13 protein-coding genes, 1 tRNA gene and 1 pseudogene are annotated in these 22,787 nt (G+C 40.9%); 7 read left to right on the top strand and 8 right to left on the bottom strand.

Annotated features, from left to right (window positions below; translation table 11 throughout):
* Positions 1-156: 156 nt before the first annotated feature.
* From HMPREF9010_RS08875 to HMPREF9010_RS08900, 6 genes are read right to left on the bottom strand one after another with little or no spacing between them, the layout of a single operon-like run.
* A complete protein-coding gene (locus HMPREF9010_RS08875; protein WP_008649911.1) occupies positions 157-2,682 on the bottom strand; it encodes a family 20 glycosylhydrolase in 2,526 nt (841 codons plus the stop codon).
* 7 nt (positions 2,683-2,689) lie between these two features.
* The gene (locus HMPREF9010_RS08880; protein ID WP_032852794.1) at positions 2,690-3,763 is read right to left on the bottom strand and encodes a cellulase family glycosylhydrolase; all 1,074 of its coding nucleotides are present in this window, start codon (positions 3,761-3,763) and stop codon (positions 2,690-2,692) included.
* A gap of 36 nt (positions 3,764-3,799) precedes the next feature.
* Positions 3,800-5,278, bottom strand: a complete 1,479-nt coding sequence (locus HMPREF9010_RS08885; protein WP_032852792.1) for a BACON domain-containing protein — start codon at positions 5,276-5,278, stop codon at positions 3,800-3,802.
* A 46-nt stretch (positions 5,279-5,324) separates the two neighbouring features.
* Positions 5,325-6,740 carry a DUF5125 domain-containing protein gene (locus HMPREF9010_RS08890; RefSeq protein ID WP_008649907.1) on the bottom strand — a complete coding sequence of 472 codons (1,416 nt, stop codon included), beginning with the start codon at positions 6,738-6,740 and terminating at the stop codon, positions 5,325-5,327.
* Entirely contained in the window at positions 6,740-8,425 is a 1,686-nt protein-coding gene (locus HMPREF9010_RS08895; RefSeq protein ID WP_008649906.1) for a RagB/SusD family nutrient uptake outer membrane protein, read from the bottom strand. Before HMPREF9010_RS08895 ends, HMPREF9010_RS08890 begins: the two co-directional genes overlap by 1 nt.
* Positions 8,416-11,832, bottom strand: a complete 3,417-nt coding sequence (locus HMPREF9010_RS08900) for a SusC/RagA family TonB-linked outer membrane protein (protein ID WP_008649905.1) — start codon at positions 11,830-11,832, stop codon at positions 8,416-8,418. The genes HMPREF9010_RS08895 and HMPREF9010_RS08900 overlap by 10 nt, the downstream gene beginning before the upstream one ends.
* 326 nt (positions 11,833-12,158) lie before the next feature.
* Here HMPREF9010_RS08900 and HMPREF9010_RS08905 point away from each other — a divergent pair, with 326 nt between their 5' ends.
* Both HMPREF9010_RS08905 and HMPREF9010_RS08910 read left to right on the top strand, forming a co-directional pair.
* Positions 12,159-12,746: an RNA polymerase sigma-70 factor gene (locus HMPREF9010_RS08905; protein WP_004298951.1), complete on the top strand. Its 588-nt coding sequence runs from the start codon at positions 12,159-12,161 to the stop codon at positions 12,744-12,746.
* 53 nt (positions 12,747-12,799) lie between these two features.
* The gene (locus HMPREF9010_RS08910; protein WP_032852806.1) at positions 12,800-13,843 is read left to right on the top strand and encodes a FecR family protein; all 1,044 of its coding nucleotides are present in this window, start codon (positions 12,800-12,802) and stop codon (positions 13,841-13,843) included.
* A 152-nt stretch (positions 13,844-13,995) separates the two neighbouring features.
* Here HMPREF9010_RS08910 and HMPREF9010_RS08915 read toward each other — a convergent pair whose 3' ends face one another.
* A complete protein-coding gene (locus HMPREF9010_RS08915) occupies positions 13,996-16,194 on the bottom strand; it encodes a GH92 family glycosyl hydrolase (RefSeq protein ID WP_008649903.1) in 2,199 nt (732 codons plus the stop codon).
* A 32-nt stretch (positions 16,195-16,226) separates the two neighbouring features.
* A pseudogene (locus HMPREF9010_RS08920) lies at positions 16,227-17,502 on the bottom strand (histidine-type phosphatase).
* Between the two features lie 230 nt (positions 17,503-17,732).
* Between HMPREF9010_RS08920 and sppA the strand changes: the two are divergent.
* From sppA to HMPREF9010_RS08945, 5 genes are all read left to right on the top strand, one after another.
* Positions 17,733-19,511: a signal peptide peptidase SppA gene (gene sppA, locus HMPREF9010_RS08925; RefSeq protein WP_008649902.1), complete on the top strand. Its 1,779-nt coding sequence runs from the start codon at positions 17,733-17,735 to the stop codon at positions 19,509-19,511.
* Positions 19,512-19,521: 10 nt separating this feature from the next.
* The gene (gene lpxK, locus HMPREF9010_RS08930; protein ID WP_008649900.1) at positions 19,522-20,652 is read left to right on the top strand and encodes a tetraacyldisaccharide 4'-kinase; all 1,131 of its coding nucleotides are present in this window, start codon (positions 19,522-19,524) and stop codon (positions 20,650-20,652) included.
* On the top strand, positions 20,609-21,418 hold the full coding sequence (locus tag HMPREF9010_RS08935) for a purine-nucleoside phosphorylase (RefSeq protein WP_004298940.1): 810 nt from the start codon (positions 20,609-20,611) through the stop codon (positions 21,416-21,418). The genes lpxK and HMPREF9010_RS08935 overlap by 44 nt, the downstream gene beginning before the upstream one ends.
* Positions 21,419-21,434: 16 nt before the next feature.
* The gene (gene thiL, locus HMPREF9010_RS08940) at positions 21,435-22,469 is read left to right on the top strand and encodes a thiamine-phosphate kinase (RefSeq protein WP_008649899.1); all 1,035 of its coding nucleotides are present in this window, start codon (positions 21,435-21,437) and stop codon (positions 22,467-22,469) included.
* Positions 22,470-22,633: 164 nt separating this feature from the next.
* Positions 22,634-22,706: transfer RNA gene (locus HMPREF9010_RS08945), tRNA-Phe, on the top strand.
* The last annotated feature ends 81 nt before the right edge of the window (positions 22,707-22,787 follow it).

The raw sequence follows: 22,787 nt of genomic DNA, 5'->3' as shown, positions 1-22,787 counted from the left end.
CATCAATTAATATTAATACTCATACTTCCAGTTTTAAATTTGTTGAATATTATAAAGAAGAGCTAGAATTTCAGCTACCCCTTAATATGTAAAATTTCATAAATGCATAAATAAAAAGCTATTCTAATATTATTAAAATAGCTTTTTATTCATATATCATCTATTAAACAATACGGTAGTTACACTCTCTTTTCCTAGATAAAAAACCTTTGCTTTTATCAATGGAGCATTGCATACTACCGGAGTTTGCCATTCTATGGAACTTTCCGTAGGCTCACTTCCATCGGTTGTGTACCGAATTACCGCATTGGGAATGGCAGTATTAGCCAGTAGTAATCCATCCCTTATCATAATACCGGGAGGAGACACCCGGAAATTTATTCCCCGCTTTGCCAAACGTGGCAACTCATAATCTACAATACCGGCATTGTATTTCCGTTTGGCATCCATATATACTTTGCCGTCCGGAGATAATGCCCACGATGGTTGAACATTCCAGGCGCGTTCTGCCAATCCGAAAACTTTTGGAAAAAGATAATATTCTATCTGTTCAAAACTACGGATAGTTTCCGACCATATTTGTCCGGACAGACCTTTAATATTTTGAGAACCTTCCTTTGTCAAGAGCTGTTTTCCGTTTGAAGCAGCTTTCACATCAACAGGTTCACCTTTCAAATTCCAGCGCAAAGATTTATAAATATCAAAAGGCAACATATCAAACGTCACATACTCATCTACGTAACCGCCCCAACGCAATCCCGGTTCTTCCACATGATAGCAATATGCCATGTCTAGATAAAAGTTACCCACATTACAGAGTATAACCGGGTAGCCTGCATTAGCTAGCTTATACGGCACTTCATCCCCACCCTGCTCCGGAATAGTGTTCCAACAATAATTTAAGACCTTACTGTTTTTGAAATGTTCGTTAACGGTATTATCAGGATTCATAACAATGTCCTGCCATCCGACTACCTGTATATTACGTTTGTCCAGCATTTCCAATATTTGTTCCAGAAAATAATCCTTCAGATCCCGTATCTTAGTCAGTCCGTTCTCTTGCATAAAAGTACGGCAGATAGAAGAACCTTCCCAAATACCTTCCGGCACTTCATCTCCACCCACATGGAAAGCAGTCAGTTCTACTCCTGCATCCTGATACATCTGCACGATTTCGTCAATCACTTTTTCAAGAAAATGATAAGTGGAAGGCATGGCAACATTAATCACATTGTCTGTGAAATTTTGTGCCGACAGATATTGGGAAGTATCTGCAAAGTCAGTCAAAAGATATTCTTCCGCTTTCGATTGGTCTGTATCTATATATTTCTGATAACGGGCATTCATGGCTTTAATCGCTGCCCGGGAATGTCCGGGAATGTCTATTTCGGGAATAACTCTGATATGCCTTTCTTTTGCGTATTTCAGAATATCCATGAAGTCACTGCGAGAATAATATCCATTGGCCAATGAAGTAGTATCTGTCTCATTCCATCCCCAGGCATACGCAGGATAAAGACATGTCTGTTCATCTATGGTATGTCCTCTGCGAGAAGCTATTTCTGTCAATTCCTCCAATCCGGGTATTTCCACACGCCAGGCCTCATCGTCACTCAAATGCAAATGCAGTACATTCATCTTATAGAATGACAATATATCGATCAGTTTCAGCAAATCCGCTTTCTTTGTAAAATTGCGGGCTACATCCAACATAATTCCCCGATGCCCCATGTCCGGATAATCGGTAATATGAAGATTAGGAAGCGGAGCAGAAGTTAGTTCCATGTTATCTAATAAGGCAAGCAATGTTTGACAAGCATTAAATATGCCATGTGCATCATTAGCTTTCAAAGTCAACCGGTTATTCTTTATCACGATTTCGTAATATTCATCGGGATATTGACAGGTAATAGGAACCTCCATTTTCTTCAATTCAATGATTGTTTCTTCATCCTTATCGGAAACGCTGCATCTTAATAATGAAGTCAATTGACTTTTCAATAAAAGAGCTTCCTCTTTAAACGCATCATCAAACTTCAGACAGACTTTTTGAGAGAAAGAAGAAACACCGCCCGTCTTTTCCACTTTTTTAGGAGCAGGAAAAAGAGAAAGCATATCACAATCTACCGGTTTGCTGAAATCATCATTCTGCTTATAGAAATAATTTCCATCTGCATAGGGAAAGCTGTTCTTCGAGCTAACCCATTGGGCATCGGGCTTAAAAAGCTCGATCTCGATGGGGACATTTTGCGGTTGTAACGGTTTTCCTTTTTCATCAGTAGTTACCACATAAGCCCCTTCAGGAACCGAGGACACATTAATCACATTTCCTTCACTCAATATGGTAAAAGTGATTGTTTCACCCGGTGCCAATGCCTTGTAGTGTTCAGTCGGGTACATTTTATAGTAAGTCGAACTCAAACATTCAATTTCCAGCGGTGCATTAATCGGTTGCTGATAATAAATAGGTGTCTGGTTAAAATAGATCACCCAATTATTAGTCAGAGATTTATTCCCATTATTCGTCAGGCAGAATGTATTCTTAAAATATCTGGCTTCCACACTATCTTTTTCCAGTTTCCATGTTAAGGATAGCTGTGAGGAAGGGGGTTGTTTACCAACCCCACAACCAAACAGGCATATTCCTACTATCATTACCCATATATTCCTCATAGTTATCATAAGGGAATTATTTAGTTAATGAACGAATACATTCCACTTCTTCTGTTGAATAAGGTGTCCCATCGCTACGGAAAATATCATGAAACCACAAGGAAGGTTCAGTTACATCAGGCAACGGAGTATCCCATGCAAAGATTGTATTTGTCTTTCCGGCTACAAGTCCCCAGTTGATTGCACCGATATTTTCTTTCTTTAGCATTGGCATAATATCTTGGAAAGTACTATTTTGAGTACGTGCCATATATTCCGTACAAATCATCGGACGACCGTATTGCTTTAATGTATCAATGAGCTGCTGATGCGAATCCAGACCTTCATATGTATGATAGGTTATCACATCCGAGTTTTCCAACTGAAACTTATTCAGATTAGTCAAACTCATATCCCAGACTCCGGCCGACAAGGGTTGCGACGGGTTAACTGTTCGTCCCCACGTAAATATATTCTGCAATAACGGCAGACTTCTTTCACCGTATCTATATCCGCCCGAACCACCGGGCTCATTATATAAATCCCACAACACAATTCTCTTATCATCCTTAAAAGTGGTAAGGATATCTTTCACATAGCTTTCCAATACCGGAAGTATCACTGCCGTATCGCCTTTATAATACAGATCACCCGGGTCACGTGCCCATCCCGAATTGTGTACTCCCGGCTGTGGTTCCGGCTGTTTGCCAGCCTGATATACAGGATTCCAGCAATCATCCAGAAAGACAAAGATGGTAGAGATATGATGCTTGTCGGCAATAGTAAGGTATTCATTAATACGTTTCTTAAAACCTTCCTTATCCGTTTCCCAAACTAGATGGTGCAAATATACACGCATACAGTTCATTCCGATATCTTCTGCCCAGCCTAGTTCACGGTCAATAGTCACCGGATCAAAAGTATCAGCCTGCCACATCTCCAATTGGTTGATTGCCGTGCTCGGAATAAAATCACACCCACGGAGCCATCCCCATTGCTGATACCATTCATTAGCCTGCTCTTTCGTCCAGACTTCACGAACAGAGACTGTTTTCTGACTGCAGGCAATTAACATAATGCTAATAAAAAATGGGAGTAATATCTTTTTCATAATCGAATTTTACTTTATCTAATTAGAAACCTTTATTCATTTTCTCCATGTAAATATAACCATATCCCCCGGTTCAACCGCTATCGTAGAACCATCCGGACTTACAGTTGAGCCATCCTTCAGCACTCTGCTAACAGAACCATCCACATCAATTGCCAGATTCATCACATTACGAAAGTCCTTATTTACAACTACAAGATATTGGTTACTACCTTTCTCCAAGAAAGAGACAACAGCACCGGTATCACTCGTAGTCAATGATTTTATAGGAGTCGGCAGACTTCCCAAAGCTGTCGTTCCTTCCGGTATTTCACTTCCGGTATGAGATACTGAAATTACTTGTGCTCCCAAGAATATACCCGCAAGTTGTTGTACTTCCTTATTAACAGTCTTGACCAAATTATAAACTTCGGTCGGTTCGTCATGTTGAAGTCCACGATAGGTAAAATACTGGATTGCCTGCGCACCATAAGCCAAATCACTGAAGACTTGTAATCTCAACTCGGGCAATGTCGGTATCTTATAAAAATGAGTTTCATCAAGCTTATGGGAAAGTGCAAGTGCAAATGCCCAGAACGGCTTATTATTCTCTTTAGCAGCAGCCGATATTTCTTCCAGATTCCGATACCAGTCCGGACGGACAATGCTGGGAGCACCATTTATAGATACAATAGGATAATTGTCAAACGAAATAAACGGAACAGGAACTTGTTCTATAAACGACTTTACATTTTCAGAATAAAGTTCTTTCCCCCATGCCCAATTGGGGTATAAATTTATATAACAAGGATGATGGCTGTCGATGGTTTTAATCTTCTTCACCAATTCGCCCAAGCCCGGCAAATCATTCACTTCCGGTTCATCCTTCAAATGGTAGGCATACAAAGCCGGATGATTCATCATCGCTTTTACGACCTCTTCGGCAGTACCAACAGACAAGAGATCCTTACAAGAAGTTATCATTTTCACTCCGGTCTTCTGTGCGGCGTCAAGCACCTTCAATGTTGTTTCCAAATCATCATACCATCCCAGATAAATATTAATGCCGGATGCTTTCATCACCGGGAATTTCTCCAGCGACTTATCTGCTTCCACTCCGGTCCATGCTATAATCGGAAACTCTCCATCAGTTGTAGGGATATAAGAATTACCCTGCATGATCTCAATTTCCTGTGTCTTTACTCCATTAGGAACTACGCGGAATACAGCCGTACGTCCGGTTCCTGTATTTGCATTTGCAGTAATTGTCACAGTTCCGTTTCCACTCCCTTTGGCCGGTGAGATGGTAACCCAAGACTGATCTGTCTCGTTTACAAATTTCCATTCTGTATTAGACTTTATCGAATAAACCTCCGTAAAACCGTCATTACCGATCTGTAACTTCTCCAAATTTCCGGAAATAGAAAAAGAGGCTTTCTCCGGGTCCATCGAACAGGACATCAATACCATTGGCAACATTGAAAAAAAGAATGCGACCAGTAATTTCTTACTATATATTTTCATTGATATATACATAATTCTATTAAATATTAAATTAAAGACTATTAATCTTGATCCCCTCTTAATTATAAGGAGTCAATCGTATCACTTCTTTGGCTTTATCAATATGTATCGTATAAAGTCCGGCTTTAAAATCAGGACCGGGAATCAGATCGCCAGGGGCACTTCTCGTAATCAGGTTAACAGGCTCAACCGTATACAAATTCTTCGTGTCCTCCTCTTGTGCCCAACCATATCCTCTAAAGAACTTAAATCCCATAGTCTGGTCGATATACACAACTGCTTCAAAAGCACTTGCACCTACCTTCTTAAAGAAGAACCATTGGTGAGGATATGCGAAATCCCAAGCAAGTGTAGCCACATAAGGTTCACGCGGGAATCCAACTCCAGTACCAACAATATACATCACTTCCGGATAAAAGACATCCCGCGGCCGCTCCATGTACATAAAACCGTTTGATGTATTATATTTCAAATTATAAAGTACCGACGGACCAGCGAATTTTGCTTTGCTCCCTGAAACATCTTTAAAGAATTCCGGCCGGAGCATATTGGCGACATCACTACCAAAACCTATAAAATTAATCTTGGCACTTTCCACCAGCTGAACATCCAACTGGACATATCCTCCTCCCACATCAAAGAAGCGGGACTTATCAATATCAATGCTGTACGTCAAAGTCTTATCAGCCAGAAAACTCAACATATCAAAAGTGATATTCTCCAATGTATAACTCTCTACCTTAGGAGTCGGAATCGAAGTAGCTGCATCATCAGTCACAATCGCGATCTTATCGTCTGAATATCCCCATACCAAACCGGAATAATCAGGTTTATTGTTTATTATCTTTTCGGCAACTTTAAAATGGTCGCCAATCCCTGCCAAATCCGCCGCACTCGTCCGGAAACTATAATCCGTTTCATTCTGACTCTCCTTGTCCATTTCATACACATTTCCCAAATCATCAACAAGGTATAATTTGGAAGGTGTTTCCGGACGGGTTACCACCACACTTGCGGCCTCATCCAAAGTCAGGGTCGATTCATTGCCACCTAAATCGTTTACAGCCTTTATAGTTACCACAGGACGTCCATTCTGGAAACCGGCAACAAAAGGTAAAGTAGCTTCCTCTTCAATAACCGTAGAACGCCCACTCAATCCTTTAGACAAATTCAAGATTTCGGCCCCATCCATTGTCACTAATAATTGGAATGAAATCAAATCATTATATTCATCACTGACCTGTGCGGTGAACTTCACCTTATCACCAGCCGCCACAACCGTTTCACCATTCACTCCCCGCAATACGGCATTTTCTATTTTAGGTTTTGAAGGTGTAGGCCACTCCGGCCATTCACTTGGCTTACTAACATCATCTTTTGCACATGAAAGGAGCAATAACGACGACATGAATAATACATATATCTTTTTCATTTTTCTTAAGATCTCTAGTTTAACAATAATGAATGATGACATTAATTGCGAGCTGCCGCAAGATCCGCTTTCCATCCCTCACGTTCAAATGTCTGTACCAACACTTTTCCATAAGATTCCGAAGCTTGTTGAACCGCGTAATTAGGAATAGGCACATATTGATGTGTAGGAGCCACTCCTTTGATCTTCGCTGTACGTTGCGCATACTGATTAAAACGGATAAGATCTATTTTACGTATCCCTTCATACAACATTTCATGTCCTCTTTCCGTAAGTAAAGCATCCAGAAAGGCTTCAACATTCGCTGTTGCCGATGACGGAAGATCTCCCAGTCCGGCACGCTTACGCACCTCATTGACCGCAGCAATTGCATCAGCGGACGGAGCTGCATTGTTTTTACGTACTTCGGCTTCCGCATACATGAGCAATACATCTGCCCAACGGGCTAACGGTATATCAGTCCCCTGAAAAGCCGTGGCTGTTTCAACCGGGAATTTATTAATTATAAATCCGTCCCATGTAGTAGTATTCCGGTCAATCCAGGTTCCGGCTGTCGTATAATACTTAGTTAGGATAACGTCACGACGTTTGTCCGAAGGATCATACGTATCCCAAAATTTCGGAGACACGTTGAAGGTTTGTCCCCATCCTTGCCCTTGCAAGTAGAAAGGAGTCGGATTTCCCTGATCGTCCACTCTGGCTGCATTATCGGGAGTAGCAAGCATCATCAGCGGGTTAAAGTTACCGGACTTATTCGTACCGTCCGCCGTTTCATCACAGCTGACAGCCATAATCACTTCCGAATTGAAGTTATTGGCATTTTTAAATTGCTCAATATAAGGATTATCCCCTTTCTTGAAAAGACTATATCGCCCCTTCAACTCATTATACATATCAATTGCTTTCTGATAATAACCAGACATATAATAGCCTTCATTCAAGCAATGCCGCATGATGCATACACGTGCATAATCTTTATTGTAACGTCCCTGTTCCGGCTGTGTATCTGCAATATACTGATAAGCATAATCAAAATCAGCCATAATCCACTCCGTCATTTGCTGCAATGTCGGACGTACCAGATTTTCCAGCTTTGAAGGATTAATCAGATCGTCCGGATCGACAATCAAAGGAACAGGACCATATACATGCAATAAATAATACATCATCAATCCACGGCAAAGACGGGCCTCGGCAATAAACTCCCTTTTACGCTCTTCGGAGACCACTTCGGTAGAAGCCTTCTCCAAAGTTCCAATCACATTGGTGAAGTAGGAAATCTCACTTACTTTCGGAAAATGATTCGGCCTTTCGTCACTTAACGTACCACTCGTATAATAGACACACTGACTGAAATCGGCTTTGGAAAGAAAGTAGTATCCGCCTCCCCAACCATTATTCCACACGGCCATTTCATCTGTTGGATAATCAAAGAACTTCAGTACACCTCCGGCAGGGATATACCAACCGTGCTGATTACCACTTGTTCCGGCACCGATCCAATAGGTCCATGTTGTCGTAAAAGGCATATAGCAGGTCATCATAAATGATTCGTATTCGGCTTCAGTCACCGGATAATTAGAAACATTCAACGTGCCATACATCTTCGGATCAAAATTATCCTCACAACTGCACATGATAAATGCAATCATGACAAACACCTTAAATAATTTATTCTTGCTCATATTTTCAATCTTTTCTTTCGTTACAGGTTTTCTTAGAAACATATTTTTGCTCCGAAGGAGTATGTTCTCGTCATCGGATACTCCGCTTTGGAGCCGTCACCACCCGTCTTTATTTCAGGATCGACACCTACAAACTTGGTAAAAGTAAACGGGTTCTGACAGTCGATAAAAACTCTGATAGAACTCACATAATCACCCACTCTTCCCAGCTTCTTTCCCGAAAGGTTATATCCTAAAGTGATATTCCTGACACGTACGAACGAAGCATTCTGATAATCTTCCTCAAAACCTACGTTACCGGGCAAAGCGACAGCCTTTGTTGAAGCAATACCACGCCGGTTTCCATTCTGATTGGTTTGAGAATTCCAGATAGTATATACATATTTGTTCGAATTCTTGGGACTTGTGTAATACACATCTCCGACAAGTGCCCAACGATATGCATAGTTATAACGTGTACGTCCGAATTGTCCATACATAAATACATCCAGATCAAAATCTTTGTATACAAATGTATTTCCAAAGCCTATATGAATTTTGGGAAGTGTATTCCGCATCTTTACATCATCAATCGTTATTTTATTATCCCCATTTGCATCCTTAATAATCGGATAACCGGGCTGTTGCGCGTCTGCCGGCAAAGACTTCTGCGATTCGGGCATATTGCTTTTATCTATGTTGATAACGCCTTCCGTTTCATAGTAATAATAAGCATTCACCGGTTCGTTCTTACGGATTCGATATTCTTCATAATAATAGTTGGGCATCCGTTCTTTCCAAACGGCATTATGATGTGATAAGGTCAATTGTGAGGTCCACTTAAACACACGGGGGATTTCAAAGTTAAGTGAGTTAATAGTCGCATCCCATCCGTAACGTACATAATGTCCATAATTCATCGGAACGGAAGATGTCATACTAAGCGGAGAGGCAGAGTCATATCCCAGCAAGTTGGTTACATCATTGCGGAACATATCAAAACTTCCCCAGATTCTATCTTTTAAGACTGAAAAGTCTATACCTATATTTTTCATGGTAGTCTTTTCCCAGGTAACATTCGGGTAATCAGGACCGCTAAGCAGATAGGGTACATAAGTCACTGAATTGTTAGAGAACTTGATATATTGGGCTGCCAGACTGAAAGTGCCATAAAGCGAACTACCCAGATTATCATTACCTGTCTGTCCATAACTACCACGAATCTTCAACTGGTCAATCCATGATATATGCTTCATAAACGGCTCGTTAGATAATTTCCAAGCCAATGATACTGAAGGGAAATAGGCATATTTCTTTCCCGGGAAAAATTTATCCGTTCCATCTCGGCGAATAGTAGCGGCAACTACATATCTGTCGAGCACATCCACACTTGCCCTGGCAAATTGAGAACGACGTTCATCGGCTGCTCTGAAAGAAGTCGGGTAGAAAGCGCCTTCCGCAGCTTCCACCTTATCAGCTGCAATGTGATCGTTAATCTGTTCGTAGTCAAGTTCAAGACCATTTGAATCGTTCGTATACCTTCCCATACCGACTACGGCATCGACACGTAACAAATCTCCAAACTGCTTTTTGAAAGTCAACGTGCCTTCCATAGTTTGGTTTCTACGTTCAACATATCCCAAATGCCCTCTTGATTTATACATGTCCATAAAATATATATCAGAAGGAATATACAGATTACGATTAGCATTCTCCTTATTAATGCCATACATCAAACGGAAGGACAACATATCCTTGATTATATCCACATCGGCAGCAAAGTTTAGATAATAACCGCTTGTTTTAGTCCGGTCACTCACTTTTATCATTTCGGCCGGGTTAGGGTAATTTGAATATAAGGTAGGTTTTCCGTCCTCACCTCTGATCGGTAAATAAGAAGGATAAGTCAATGCTGATTGTATGGCATCGTACCCATTTCCACCACCTCCGCCACCGGAAGTTGAATTTGTATATTCATTTTCATTTACATTGACAATTGCTGTCAACTTAAGAAATGGAAGCAATTGTGAAGATATGTTTGTCCGAAGAGCATAACGTTCCATAGCGGAGTTTTCTACCGTACCTTCCTGTTTGTAATAATTTCCGGACAGATAATATTTCAGCAGTTTAGAACCACCCGTAATTGTGATATTATGATTATTGATGCTACCATCCTTTAATACACAATCCAGCCAGTCTGTTGTTTGAGCGGCAGCTATCTGTTGAGGTGAGAATTGAGGTACCCATTTATTATCAAAAGGTTTATCACCGTAAGGATACATACCGTTCGTAAATAAATAGTTTTCTTTATTGAAAATGTTGGCAACATTCATATATTCTTCCCCACTCAAAGGTTCCAGATACGGATAGTTTTTCACGATAGAATAATTTCCTTCATAAGTGATTTGGGGACGAGTTTCAGTACCTTTCTTTGTAGTGATCAATACGACCCCATTGGCTGCACCAATTCCATAAATGGAAGCAGATGCATCCTTTAACACTTCGATAGATTCAATATCGGCAGGATTAAGTCCGGCCAATCCCGAACGATTGATAGAGTTGGGCATAACCTGATTTCCGTTTCCAACCTCTAAAGAAGTGGAAGGCATCATTACGCCATCCACTATAAAGATAGGAGTACCTGCCCCACGAATTGAAAGGTCAACTGCTCCACCCGGTTGCGGGCTTGTCAACGTAGCTTCCAGTCCGGCAGCCCGCCCAAGCAACATCTGTGACATATTACTTGTTGCGGCTCGCGATATTTTTTCCGTTTTTACCGTTGCAATGGAAGTTGTCAGATTCTTACGGGTGGTCGTTCCATACCCTACCACAACAACTTCATCCAACTGTTTCGAATCCTCTTTCATCGTCACATTCAACGTCATCGGTCGGGTAATTTTCTGCGTATATGTAGTGTAACCTATTGAAGTAAATTTCAGTGTCGAGCCTTCCGGAACTTGCAACTGGTAATTGCCATCTATACCGGTAATAGTTCCTTGAGTAGCCCCTTCTATCATCACAGTCACTCCCGGAAGAGCTTCGCCGGATTCATCCACTACTTTGCCTGTCACCTTGACCGGCTGTTTGTTATCCTGTGCCCGAGATGAAACTTTGTTTAATACAATCTGACGTTTTTCAATCGTATAAGATACTCCTTCGCCTTTAAAAAGTCTATCCAGTACCAGAGTCATCAATTCATTTTTCACAGAAATACTTACGATACGGCTTACATCAACAATATCTTTGTTGTATAAAAAACGATATTCTGTCTGATTTTCGATACTAGTCAAGACCTCCTCTACAGTCACATTCTTCAGTCGCAATGTAATTTTGGCGGATTGTGCCAGGATAGGTATACTGATAGCTTGCAAAGCTATACAAAACAACCATATAGCACAGATTCTCCCCATTTTTACACTCGCAGGTACATTAATTCTCTTTTTCATTTTTCTAATTGAAATAAGTTTCATACCTTTACATGTTTGGTTATTGGTTCTACAAATAAGTTGATTAACGAATAACTGAATCTTTGGAAAGGAAGGTGAGTCAGACCTTCCTTTTTTATCAGTTGTCGGAAGCTGAATTCACTGATTATGTCTTTCTCATGGCTTGTATTATTTAAAGGTTAATAAATGTGTTTTTCTCTCGTTTCTATCAATAAGACGTTTCTAAAAATAAAAGCCACATTGGATATCGCATTATTTTTTCATCTGCATTATTTTTTCTTCAAACTATCGTTTATACCAAATAATCTTTCTATTTTTACCCCCAACAATAGAACCTTTACTACAATACTATGCCGAATATCCAACAACAGACTTCCGACGATCGTTTTCTGGTAATAGCACTAAAACAGGATGATAAACAGGCTTTTACCCGACTATTCCATATTTATTATAAAGATTTGGTATTGTTTGGCGGTACTTACATTCCGGAGAAATCTACCTGTGAAGATATTGTGCAAAATATCTTTCTCAAACTATGGAATGACCGGAAATCATTGGTAATTGAGAACTCACTAAAATCATATTTACTGAAAGCGGTCAGGAATTACTGTCTGGACGAATTACGCCATCGCAGGATTATAGATGAGCACATTGCTTACGAACTTAAATCGGATTCTATAGATATAGATACGACAGAAAACTACATACTGTATTCTGATTTATGCCGGCAACTTAAAAATGCATTGGAACAATTACCTCCTCAAGAAAGAGAAGTGTTCGAGATGAGCCGATTAGAAAACATTAAATATCAGGAAATAGCCAATCGCCTGAATATCTCTGTCAGAACGGTAGAAGTACGTATCAGCAAAGCATTGAAGCAGCTCCGCATCTTATTAAAAGATTTTTATTTACTACTTTTTTTATTTCTTTTCCACTAATGAATGTGGGATTTTCTTTCTGAAACGTCTATTATATATAAGGTAAAATGCATATGATAAATAAAGATTTAGACATAGAAATTATAATCTCCAGATATCTCTCGAAAGAGGCTACACCAGAAGAAATAAAGGTACTGGATGATTGGATATCGGCTACTCCCGAAAACTATAAAAGCTTTCTATCACAAAAGAATATGTGGGAAGTCAGTCACCCGGCTTTTAATCCGGAAGAGATAGATGTGGACAATGCGCACAGAAAAGTAATGGAGAAGATTCTCCATCAAAACCAGCCGGTTTCCGTTCGTCCAAAGTTGTCCTTCCTACACTATTGGCAGCAAGTGGCAGCTATCTTACTTCTTCCTTTACTGATATTATCTGCTTATCTTTATTTTAAACCCGCTTCTCAAATTGCAGAGACTTATCAGGAGTTATTCACTCCTTATGGCACTTGGTCGGTAGTTAATCTGCCTGACGGTTCTAAGGTTTGGCTAAATGCCGGAAGTTCTTTAAAGTATCCGACTCAATTCAATGATAAGCAAAGAGTTGTTTCGATGCAGGGTGAAGCCTATTTTGAAGTAGAATCCGATAAAGAGCATCCCTTCATCGTAAAAACCAAACAACTGACTGTAGAAGCTACCGGCACAGCATTCAATGTGAACGCATACGCTCCGGATCATGTAGCAGCAGTGACGTTAGTAAAAGGAAAGGTCGCAGTCACTCTTGACCAGAAAAAGACGATTTCCCTTTCACCGGGAGAGAAGATTGACTATAATCTAGGCACTGCTCTATATAACGTCAATAAGACCAATACTTATAAATGGTGCTCATGGAAAGATGGAATACTCATTTTTAGAGATGACCCGCTGGAATATGTATTCAAGCGTTTGGGACAGACTTATAACGTGGAATTTATTCTGAAAGACGCCGAACTAGGAAAGTATTCCTATAAAGCGACTTTTGAAGGTGAATCTTTAAATGAGATTTTGCGCTTGCTTGAAATGAGTGCACCTATTCGCTGTAAAGAGGTTAGTAACCGCAACAGCAATAATGAGAAGTTTGAAAAGCAGCGTATAGAGGTGAGTAGGACTATGCAATAAAGGTAGTTTCAGTCTGTGTAAAACGCCGTTTCCGTATGTTCTGACAAGGGATAATTCTCAATACTATGAGAAAAAATACTCATAGGAATGAGAAAAAATTCTCACTGCGATGAGTATTTTTTCTCATCGCAGTGAGAATGCTTGAGAATTTATTACTTCATCTTATACACCAGTGTACCACCTTTTACAATATCTTCATGCGAGATCGTTTTCTTTGTATATGGTTCGCCATTCAATGTAATACTATCTACATATTTATGTTCTTTCGACAAATTCTCCGCAATAATTGTGAAAGTCTTGCCATCGGCCAAATGCAAGGTCATCTTCGGCAACTGTGGAGCACCGAATACATATTCCGCACTTACCGGATCTACCGGATAGAATCCCATCGCACTAAGCATATACCAAGCAGACATCTGTCCGCAATCATCATTTCCGCAAAGTCCGTCGGGTTTGTTTTTGTATTGAGTATCAAATATTTCACGAACCAATTCCTGTGTACGTTCCGGACGACCAGCCAGTGCATACAAATAAGTAACATGATGGCTTGGCTCATTTCCATGAGCATATTGCCCGATTAATCCAGTAACATCTGCTAAACTTTCACCTTCTAGCTTAACCGTAAACAATGAGTCTAATTTATTCAAGAAAGGTTTTTCTCCCCCAAACAACTGGATTAATCCTGGAACATCATGTTGTACATGCCAAGTATATTGCCATGCATTTCCTTCTGTATAATCTCCACCGACACTTTCAGAATGTGCCAACGCACTTGGGTTAAACGGAGCTTTCCAAGTTCCGTCAGCTTTGCGCGGACGCATGAACTTCGTCTCCGGATCGAAAAGATTCTTATAATAGTCAGCACGTTTCGCGAAGTAAGCGGCATCTTCCTCTTTACCCATACGACGTGCCATATCGGCAGCAGCATAATCATCATATACAGATTCTAAAGTGGAAGATACAGATTCTGCTTTTATCAGATCTGTCGGGAAATAACCATATTTCGTATAAACCTCCCAATCAGACTTCAACGGATGAGATACAGTCTGCGTCTTCTTTATTATATTGAAAGCACGTTCAGCGTCAAAGCCACGGAATCCTTTGCGATAAGCCTCGGCAATGACTGATACGCCATGATTACCAATCATACAGAAATTCTCTTTTCCCCACAATCCCCAAATAGGCAGGAAGCCTTGCACTTCACCCTGTTCGATGAGAGAATTCACAAAACCGTCCACACGTTCGGGAATCACTAATGTATAAAACGGATGAGCGGCACGGTAAGTATCCCACAAAGAGAACGTAGAATAGAAAGCACCCGTTCCAGCCTTTACTATAGAGTCGGCAGCATTACGATACATACCGTCTACGTCCGAAATTTGATTAGGCTGAATCAATGCGTGGTAGAAACAAGTATAGAAATTTGTCTTTTCATCATCGGTACCCTCTATTTCAATACGGCTCAAATAGTTATTCCATTCATTGTGGGCGGCAGTTCTCACTCCTTCAAAATCCCAGGCAGGAATTTCTGCTTCCAGATTCTTTTTAGCCCCGTCTATGCTGGTGGTGGAAAGAGCCACTTTCATCATCAGCTCGTCTCCCGGCTGCATGTCAAAAGAGGCTATGATGCGTTTTCCTTTTTCTGTTTCGCCCATCGGAAGATAAAGTGAATCGACTACCGGACGGTTGAATTTCATCACAAAGAAATAATCTTGATTGACCCATACCGTGTTATTGACATGCCCTGTCAGTGTTTGAGCATCTTCCCAGTTCACTTCACAACTATTAACTTGTGAATGATATTGTTCTTCTCTCCATGCAGGACCATGTTGCAAGTCAATCAATATAGAGGCAGAATCAGCCTTGTGATAAGTATAGCGGTGAAGGGCAGCATGGATAGAGGCAGTCAGTTCCGCTTTTACCTGTGGATCAGAGAGCTCTGCGGTGTAATATCCCGGAGTAGCCGCTTCTTTATCTTTAGGGAAATGACTACGATAAGCATCCCATGCACGGACACGTGTACCCGTGACCGGCATCACCAGAATATCGCCTAAATCCATACAGCCTGTTCCATTCAAATGTGTCTGTGTAAATCCCCAAACCAGAGAATCCTCATAAACATATTCAGAACAGTAACGCCAACCGACTGCACCCGTCACAGGGCTGGTCTGTATCATACCGAAAGGATAACATGCGCCGGGAAATGTATGCCCGTTGTCTGCGCCACCGATAAAGGTATTAACGTATTGAGTATAATCTTTTGTATCCGTCTTTTCAGCCGGAGTACAAGAAGAATAAAAAAACAAGCCTGCTGCCAGAGTTGCAGCCATAAAAGGGGTTTTTCTTCTCATGGTAAATATAATAATGTTAAGTTAATGTCGCATTATATATGCTGATATTTATCTAATTTTTCACGATAGTAGCTTTCTACATCTTTCCAGTGGTAATAAGGAGCTACGTCTGTTTTCACCGGTAGTTTAGCTTCCTTTTCATTAAGTAATACTTTTACCAATACATCGTTACTTCCTTTTTTATGGAAAAAGACGAATTGCACGTTACTAGCCATCGGGAAAATATCATACGCTCTCCATTGTTCGGATAACTTTTCTACGTCAGGGTAAGATTCTCCATAATGATTCAGTTCCAATAAAGCGACTAACGGTAACAGACAAGACTCATGACCAAATCTTAAAGTGGCCTGGTTCTTACCTTCTTTCAAAGCAGCATCTGCCCTATCTAAAATATTACGCAACAAGTCGGCTTCCCGATAGGGCATCAAACCATCCGTTACAGGAGAACAAGCGTGTGTCAGATACCAATATAAGTTGTTACAACTCCATAGATCATAACATTCTTCATCCGTGAAAAGAGAATATAGCTGCATATCTGTATCATGACTCTGCATATTACAAGCCAAATCAAAAAGACGTCTCATCAGGCGCGCTTCATCAACGTTTGCTTTTACATACGCTTCGTCTGTAAACAATGTTTTCATCAACCGTTCCGGACGTACATGGGTAGCCTCAAAATCTTTCTGAACCTTTTTCACTTTATCGGAACTAGCTATTTTACTCAAATCCTTAGCAGGAGGATTCATGTAATACATATCATGGTAACTTGCATCATTCTTGATACATAGATTAGGATTCATCGCCTGCAATTGGAGGCATTCGGATGTCATGGATAATATACACCGGATGACAACTGTGGAACGGGCATCCACTTCTGTTCCATCCGCAAATATCTGTGGGAAATTAGTATACATACGCTTTGCAATTCCTCTGTGTTGGCGTGCTCCCACCGAAGTCAGTTCACCAAGACGACCTTCCGCCATATCAGCCATGCGCAAAACAATATCCAGTGTGTTTTTACCTGTTGCAGTAAGTTTGTTTAAAGAGTCGGCTTTTAATAAAGTTTTGCTTGGGGAAACGATAATCATTCGGATCAATCAAATACCGTGAACCATGACGCATATATGTGCTGATATAAAAAGGTTCGTACCCCTTAGGAGCAGCTGTCTGCTTGGCAGTAGGCGTGGGATATGCATAATAATTATTAGCGGATAAATACCGGTTTGTACGGATCTCTTCACGAGCAGTTTGCGCTTGTACCGTCCATACAAACAAGAGCAATAAAAGGATAGATGTGAGTTTTTTCATGATAGTATTATTCAATGTATTAATAGTTGTGCCACAAAATTAGAGATTTCTTCTCATTTAAAAGGATTTGATACAGACAAATATACTTAAATCTTAAATGAAGGAAGTTCCTATTTATATGGATTCGCTGTGATAAAACAAAAATTCGTACGACTTATTGAATAAATATCAACTCAATTATTTATCTTTGTTAGCTTAATAACAAGCTGGCGCAAAAAACAATAAGTATAATGAAAGATTTCTTGAAATTTACACTTGCCACGGTGACAGGTATCATTTTGTCAAGTATTGTATTATTTATAATCAGCATGGTAACGTTGTTTGGCATCATGTCTGCTTCGGACACGGAAACAATCGTAAAAAAGAATTCTGTAATGATGCTCGACTTAAACGGAACGTTGGTTGAACGTACGCAAGAAGATCCGCTGGGTATTTTATCACAGTTGTTGGGTGACGGATCTAACACGTACGGACTGGACGATATTCTTTCTTCTATCCAGAAGGCTAAAGAAAACGAAAATATTAAAGGGATTTATCTACAGGCAAACTCATTAGGCACCTCCTATGCTTCTTTGCAGGAAATCCGCAACGCACTGCTCGACTTCAAAGAAAGTGGAAAATTCGTTATTGCTTATGCAGACTCCTATACGCAGGGACTTTATTATCTTTCCAGTGCAGCCGATAAGGTGTTGCTCAATCCCAAAGGAATGATTGAATGGCGGGGTATCGCCTCTGCTCCCCTGTTCTACAAAGATCTGCTGCAAAAAATAGGAGTTGAGATGCAGGTGTTCAAGGTGGGAACTTACAAATCTGCCGTAGAGCCGTTTATTGCTACGGAAATGAGTCCTGCCAACCGCGAACAGGTTACCACATTTATCACTTCTATCTGGGGGCAGGTTACGGAAGGGGTATCTACTTCACGTAATATTTCTGTAGACTCACTGAATGTTTATGCAGATCGTATGCTCATGTTCTATCCGGCAGAAGAGAGTGTAAAATGCGGATTGGCTGATACATTGATTTACCGCAATGATGTGCGCAATTATCTTAAGAAATTGGTTGAGATCAATGAAGATGATAATCTTCCTATATTAGGATTGGGCGACATGATGAACGTAAGGAAAAATGTGCCGAAAGATAAAAGCGGTAATATCGTAGCTGTTTATTATGCATCCGGTGAAATTACAGACTATCCGAGCTCTGCAACTTCCGAAGATGGGATTGTCGGTTCGAAAGTAATTCGTGACCTGCGCAAATTGAAAGATAATGATGATGTGAAAGCTGTTGTACTCCGTGTCAATTCTCCAGGTGGAAGTGCTTTCGCCTCGGAACAAATCTGGCATGCTGTAAAAGAGCTGAAAACAAAGAAACCGGTCATTGTCTCTATGGGTGATTATGCCGCGTCAGGAGGTTACTATATCTCTTGCGTTGCCGATACGATTGTTGCAGAGCCTACTACCCTGACCGGTTCTATCGGAATCTTCGGTATGATTCCTAATGTGAAAGGATTGACTGATAAAATCGGTTTAAGTTATGATGTCGTAAAAACGAATAAATTCGCTGATTTCGGAAATATCATGCGTCCGTTTAACGAGGATGAGAAATCATTGCTTCAAATGATGATAACTGAAGGATATGATACCTTTGTAACTCGTTGTGCCGAAGGACGTCACATGACGAAGGAAGCTATCGAGAAGATTGCCGAAGGCCGTGTATGGACTGGGGAAACTGCTAAAGAACTGGGATTAGTAGACGAATTAGGTGGCATTGACAAGGCACTGGATATCGCTGTTGCAAAAGCCGGTATCGAAGGCTATACCGTTGTCTCTTATCCGGAGAAACAAGATTTCCTGTCTTCCCTGCTTGATACGAAACCGACGAATTATGTAGAATCACAATTACTGAAAAGTAAATTAGGCGAGTACTACCAGCAATTCGGTTTACTGAAAAATCTGCAAGAACAATCCATGATTCAGGCACGTATTCCGTTCGAACTGAATATTAAATAAACCGTAATACATGGACGAACACTTTATCAAGATACATAAGTGGCTCTACCCTGCCTCCTGGCTCTACGGAGCAGTGGTAATGATGAGAAATAAACTCTTTGACTGGGAAGTTCTTCAATCAAAGAGTTTTGATATACCTATCATCAGCGTGGGTAATCTCGCTGTAGGAGGGACAGGAAAAACTCCACACACTGAATATCTGATAAAGTTTCTTTGTAATCAATATAAGATAGCTGTATTAAGCCGGGGATATAAACGGCACACGAAAGGTTATGTATTGGCAACTCCGGAAAGTACGGCAAGAAGCATTGGCGACGAACCTTACCAGATGCATCAAAAATTCCCGTCTGTCACAGTAGCTGTCGATGAAAAGCGTTGTCATGGCATAGAAAAGTTGCTTGCACTGCAAAAGCCTTCAATAGATGTTATCCTATTGGACGATGCTTTCCAGCACCGATACGTCAAACCGGGATTGAGTATTCTGTTAACGGATTATCACCGATTATTCTGTGATGACACTTTGCTCCCCGCAGGACGGCTTCGTGAACCAATTAGCGGCAAGAATCGGGCGCAAATCGTTATTGTCACCAAATGCCCGCAAGACATCAAGCCTATTGATTATAACATTATCACGAAACGGCTGAACCTTTATCCATATCAACAGTTATTCTTCTCATCGTTCCGGTATGGTAACCTGCAACCAGTGTTCCCTACCATGTCTCCGGACACAAATGCAATTTCGACAAACCATGAGGTTGCTTTGTCCTCACTGACAAACACTGATATATTATTGATGACGGGAATTGCCTCACCTGCTCCCATTCTCGAAAGACTGGAAGGCTGTACCAAACAAATAGATTTACTATCGTTTGACGATCACCACAATTTCACTCATCGGGATATACAGCTTATCAAAGAACGGTTTCATAAACTGAAAGGAGAACACCGGTTGATTATTACCACCGAGAAAGATGCAACACGCCTGATTAACCATCCGGCTTTGGACAAGGAATTGAAACCATTTATCTACGCCTTGCCTATTGAAATTGAAATATTACAAAATCAACAAGATAAATTTAACCAACATATTATTGACTATGTTAGAGAAAATACAAGAAACCGCAGCTTATCTGAAAGGTAAGATGCATACCAGTCCGGAAACTGCTATTATACTAGGCACCGGACTTGGCAGTTTGGCAAACGAAATCACCGAGAAGTATGAAATAAAGTATTCGGATATCCCCAACTTCCCGGTATCTACCGTCGAAGGTCATAGCGGTAAGCTGATTTTCGGCAAACTAGGCAATAAGGATATCATGGCTATGCAGGGACGCTTCCACTATTACGAGGGTTATTCGATGAAAGAAGTAACTTTCCCTGTACGTGTCATGCGTGAATTAGGTATCAAAACCTTGTTTGTATCCAATGCCAGTGGCGGTACAAATGCAGATTTCGAAATCGGTGACCTGATGATTATCACTGACCATATCAACTATTTCCCCGAACATCCGCTTCGCGGAAAAAATATCCCTTACGGACCTCGCTTCCCGGACATGAGCGAAGCATACTGCAAGGAATTGATTAGTAAGGCTGACGAGATTGCCAAAGAAAAAGGAATTAAAGTACAACACGGAGTGTATATTGGTACGCAAGGTCCTACTTTCGAAACTCCTGCCGAATATAAATTATTCCATATCCTTGGTGCTGATGCGGTTGGTATGTCTACCGTTCCGGAAGTTATCGTAGCCAACCATTGTGGTATCAAAGTTTTTGGTATTTCCGTCATTACCGACTTAGGAGTAGAAGGAAAAATCGTAGAAGTAACACACGAAGAAGTTCAGAAAGCCGCTGACGCTGCTCAACCGAAAATGACCACGATCATGCGCGAACTTATCAACCGTGCCTAAACAATCATCCCGATTTATGAGAACTGAAATAGCATCTCTCGGTGAGTTTGGTCTGATTGACCGCCTCACCGAGGGAATCAAACTGGAAAACGAATCCAGCAAATATGGAGTGGGCGACGATGCCGCCGTTCTCTCCTACCCTTCAGAAAAGCAAGTACTGGTAACAACCGACCTGCTTATGGAAGGTGTGCATTTTGACCTGACTTATGTTCCCTTGAAGCATTTGGGATATAAATCAGCAGTAGTTAATTTCTCCGATATTTATGCCATGAACGGTACTCCCCGGCAGATTACGGTATCTCTTGGTCTTTCCAAGCGTTTCAGCGTGGAAGATATGGACGAACTTTATTCCGGTATCCGTCTGGCTTGCCAGCAATATAATGTCGACATTGTGGGAGGCGATACCACTTCTTCCTTGACAGGCCTTGCTATCAGCATCACCTGTATTGGCGATGCCGACAAGGATAAAGTAGTTTACCGTAATGGAGCCAAAGACACTGACCTGATCTGCGTCAGCGGCGACTTGGGGGCAGCCTATATGGGTTTACAACTCTTGGAACGTGAAAAAGTCGTATTGCAAGGTGATAAAGATGTCCAACCGGATTTCTCCGGCAAAGAGTATTTATTAGAACGCCAATTGAAACCGGAAGCGCGCAAAGATATCATTGAGAAATTGGCAGCCGCCAATATAATCCCTACTTCTATGATGGACATTTCTGACGGCCTGTCATCAGAACTGATGCATATCTGCAAACAAAGCAATGCTGGTTGCCGCGTTTACGAGGAGCATATCCCAATCGATTATCAGACAGCTGTTATGGCCGAAGAGTTTAACATGAATCTTACGACTTGTGCCTTGAATGGTGGAGAAGATTATGAACTACTCTTTACTGTTTCCATCGCCGATCATGAGAAAATTTCACAAATGGAAGGAGTTCGTCTCATCGGACATATTACCAAACCTGAACTTGGCTGTGCATTGATTACCCGTGATGGACAAGAATTCGAACTAAAAGCACAGGGATGGAATCCATTAAAAGAAGATAAATAATAGATTTCATCACATACCTGAAATATTTTTCATCTTATACAACACTGATAATTAGCCGACTAACTTTTTATCAGTGTTTTTTATTTCCATAAGACTTGCAGAATCCAAAAGTTTCACTACCTTTGCAACCGCAAAAGAGATATTACCGGACCGAACAAGCACGAGGTGCCATAGCTCAGTTGGTAGAGCAAAGGACTGAAAATCCTTGTGTCCCCGGTTCGATTCCTGGTGGCACCACTAACGATTCGGTAATAAAAAAATCCCTTGAACTTTTGTAAGTTCAAGGGATTTTTATTCCTTCGTATTGTCAATTTGCAA

It is taken from the genome of Bacteroides sp. 3_1_23, assembly GCF_000162555.1.
Lineage (GTDB): Bacteria > Bacteroidota > Bacteroidia > Bacteroidales > Bacteroidaceae > Bacteroides > Bacteroides ovatus.
This window is presented reverse-complemented; position numbering and strand designations above follow the sequence as displayed.

What these genes read in the sequence shown, in the direction of transcription:
- HMPREF9010_RS08875 (WP_008649911.1), bottom strand. Translation starts at nt 2,682, where the DNA reads ATGATAACTATGAGGAATATATGGGTAATGATAGTAGGAATATGCCTG.
- HMPREF9010_RS08880 (WP_032852794.1), bottom strand. Translation starts at nt 3,763, where the DNA reads ATGAAAAAGATATTACTCCCATTTTTTATTAGCATTATGTTAATTGCC.
- HMPREF9010_RS08885 (WP_032852792.1), bottom strand. Translation starts at nt 5,278, where the DNA reads ATGTATATATCAATGAAAATATATAGTAAGAAATTACTGGTCGCATTC.
- HMPREF9010_RS08890 (WP_008649907.1), bottom strand. Translation starts at nt 6,740, where the DNA reads ATGTCATCATTCATTATTGTTAAACTAGAGATCTTAAGAAAAATGAAA.
- HMPREF9010_RS08895 (WP_008649906.1), bottom strand. Translation starts at nt 8,425, where the DNA reads ATGTTTCTAAGAAAACCTGTAACGAAAGAAAAGATTGAAAATATGAGC.
- HMPREF9010_RS08900 (WP_008649905.1), bottom strand. Translation starts at nt 11,832, where the DNA reads ATGAAACTTATTTCAATTAGAAAAATGAAAAAGAGAATTAATGTACCT.
- HMPREF9010_RS08905 (WP_004298951.1), top strand. Translation starts at nt 12,159, where the DNA reads ATGCCGAATATCCAACAACAGACTTCCGACGATCGTTTTCTGGTAATA.
- HMPREF9010_RS08910 (WP_032852806.1), top strand. Translation starts at nt 12,800, where the DNA reads ATGATAAATAAAGATTTAGACATAGAAATTATAATCTCCAGATATCTC.
- HMPREF9010_RS08915 (WP_008649903.1), bottom strand. Translation starts at nt 16,194, where the DNA reads ATGAGAAGAAAAACCCCTTTTATGGCTGCAACTCTGGCAGCAGGCTTG.
- sppA (WP_008649902.1), top strand. Translation starts at nt 17,733, where the DNA reads ATGAAAGATTTCTTGAAATTTACACTTGCCACGGTGACAGGTATCATT.
- lpxK (WP_008649900.1), top strand. Translation starts at nt 19,522, where the DNA reads ATGGACGAACACTTTATCAAGATACATAAGTGGCTCTACCCTGCCTCC.
- HMPREF9010_RS08935 (WP_004298940.1), top strand. Translation starts at nt 20,609, where the DNA reads ATGTTAGAGAAAATACAAGAAACCGCAGCTTATCTGAAAGGTAAGATG.
- thiL (WP_008649899.1), top strand. Translation starts at nt 21,435, where the DNA reads ATGAGAACTGAAATAGCATCTCTCGGTGAGTTTGGTCTGATTGACCGC.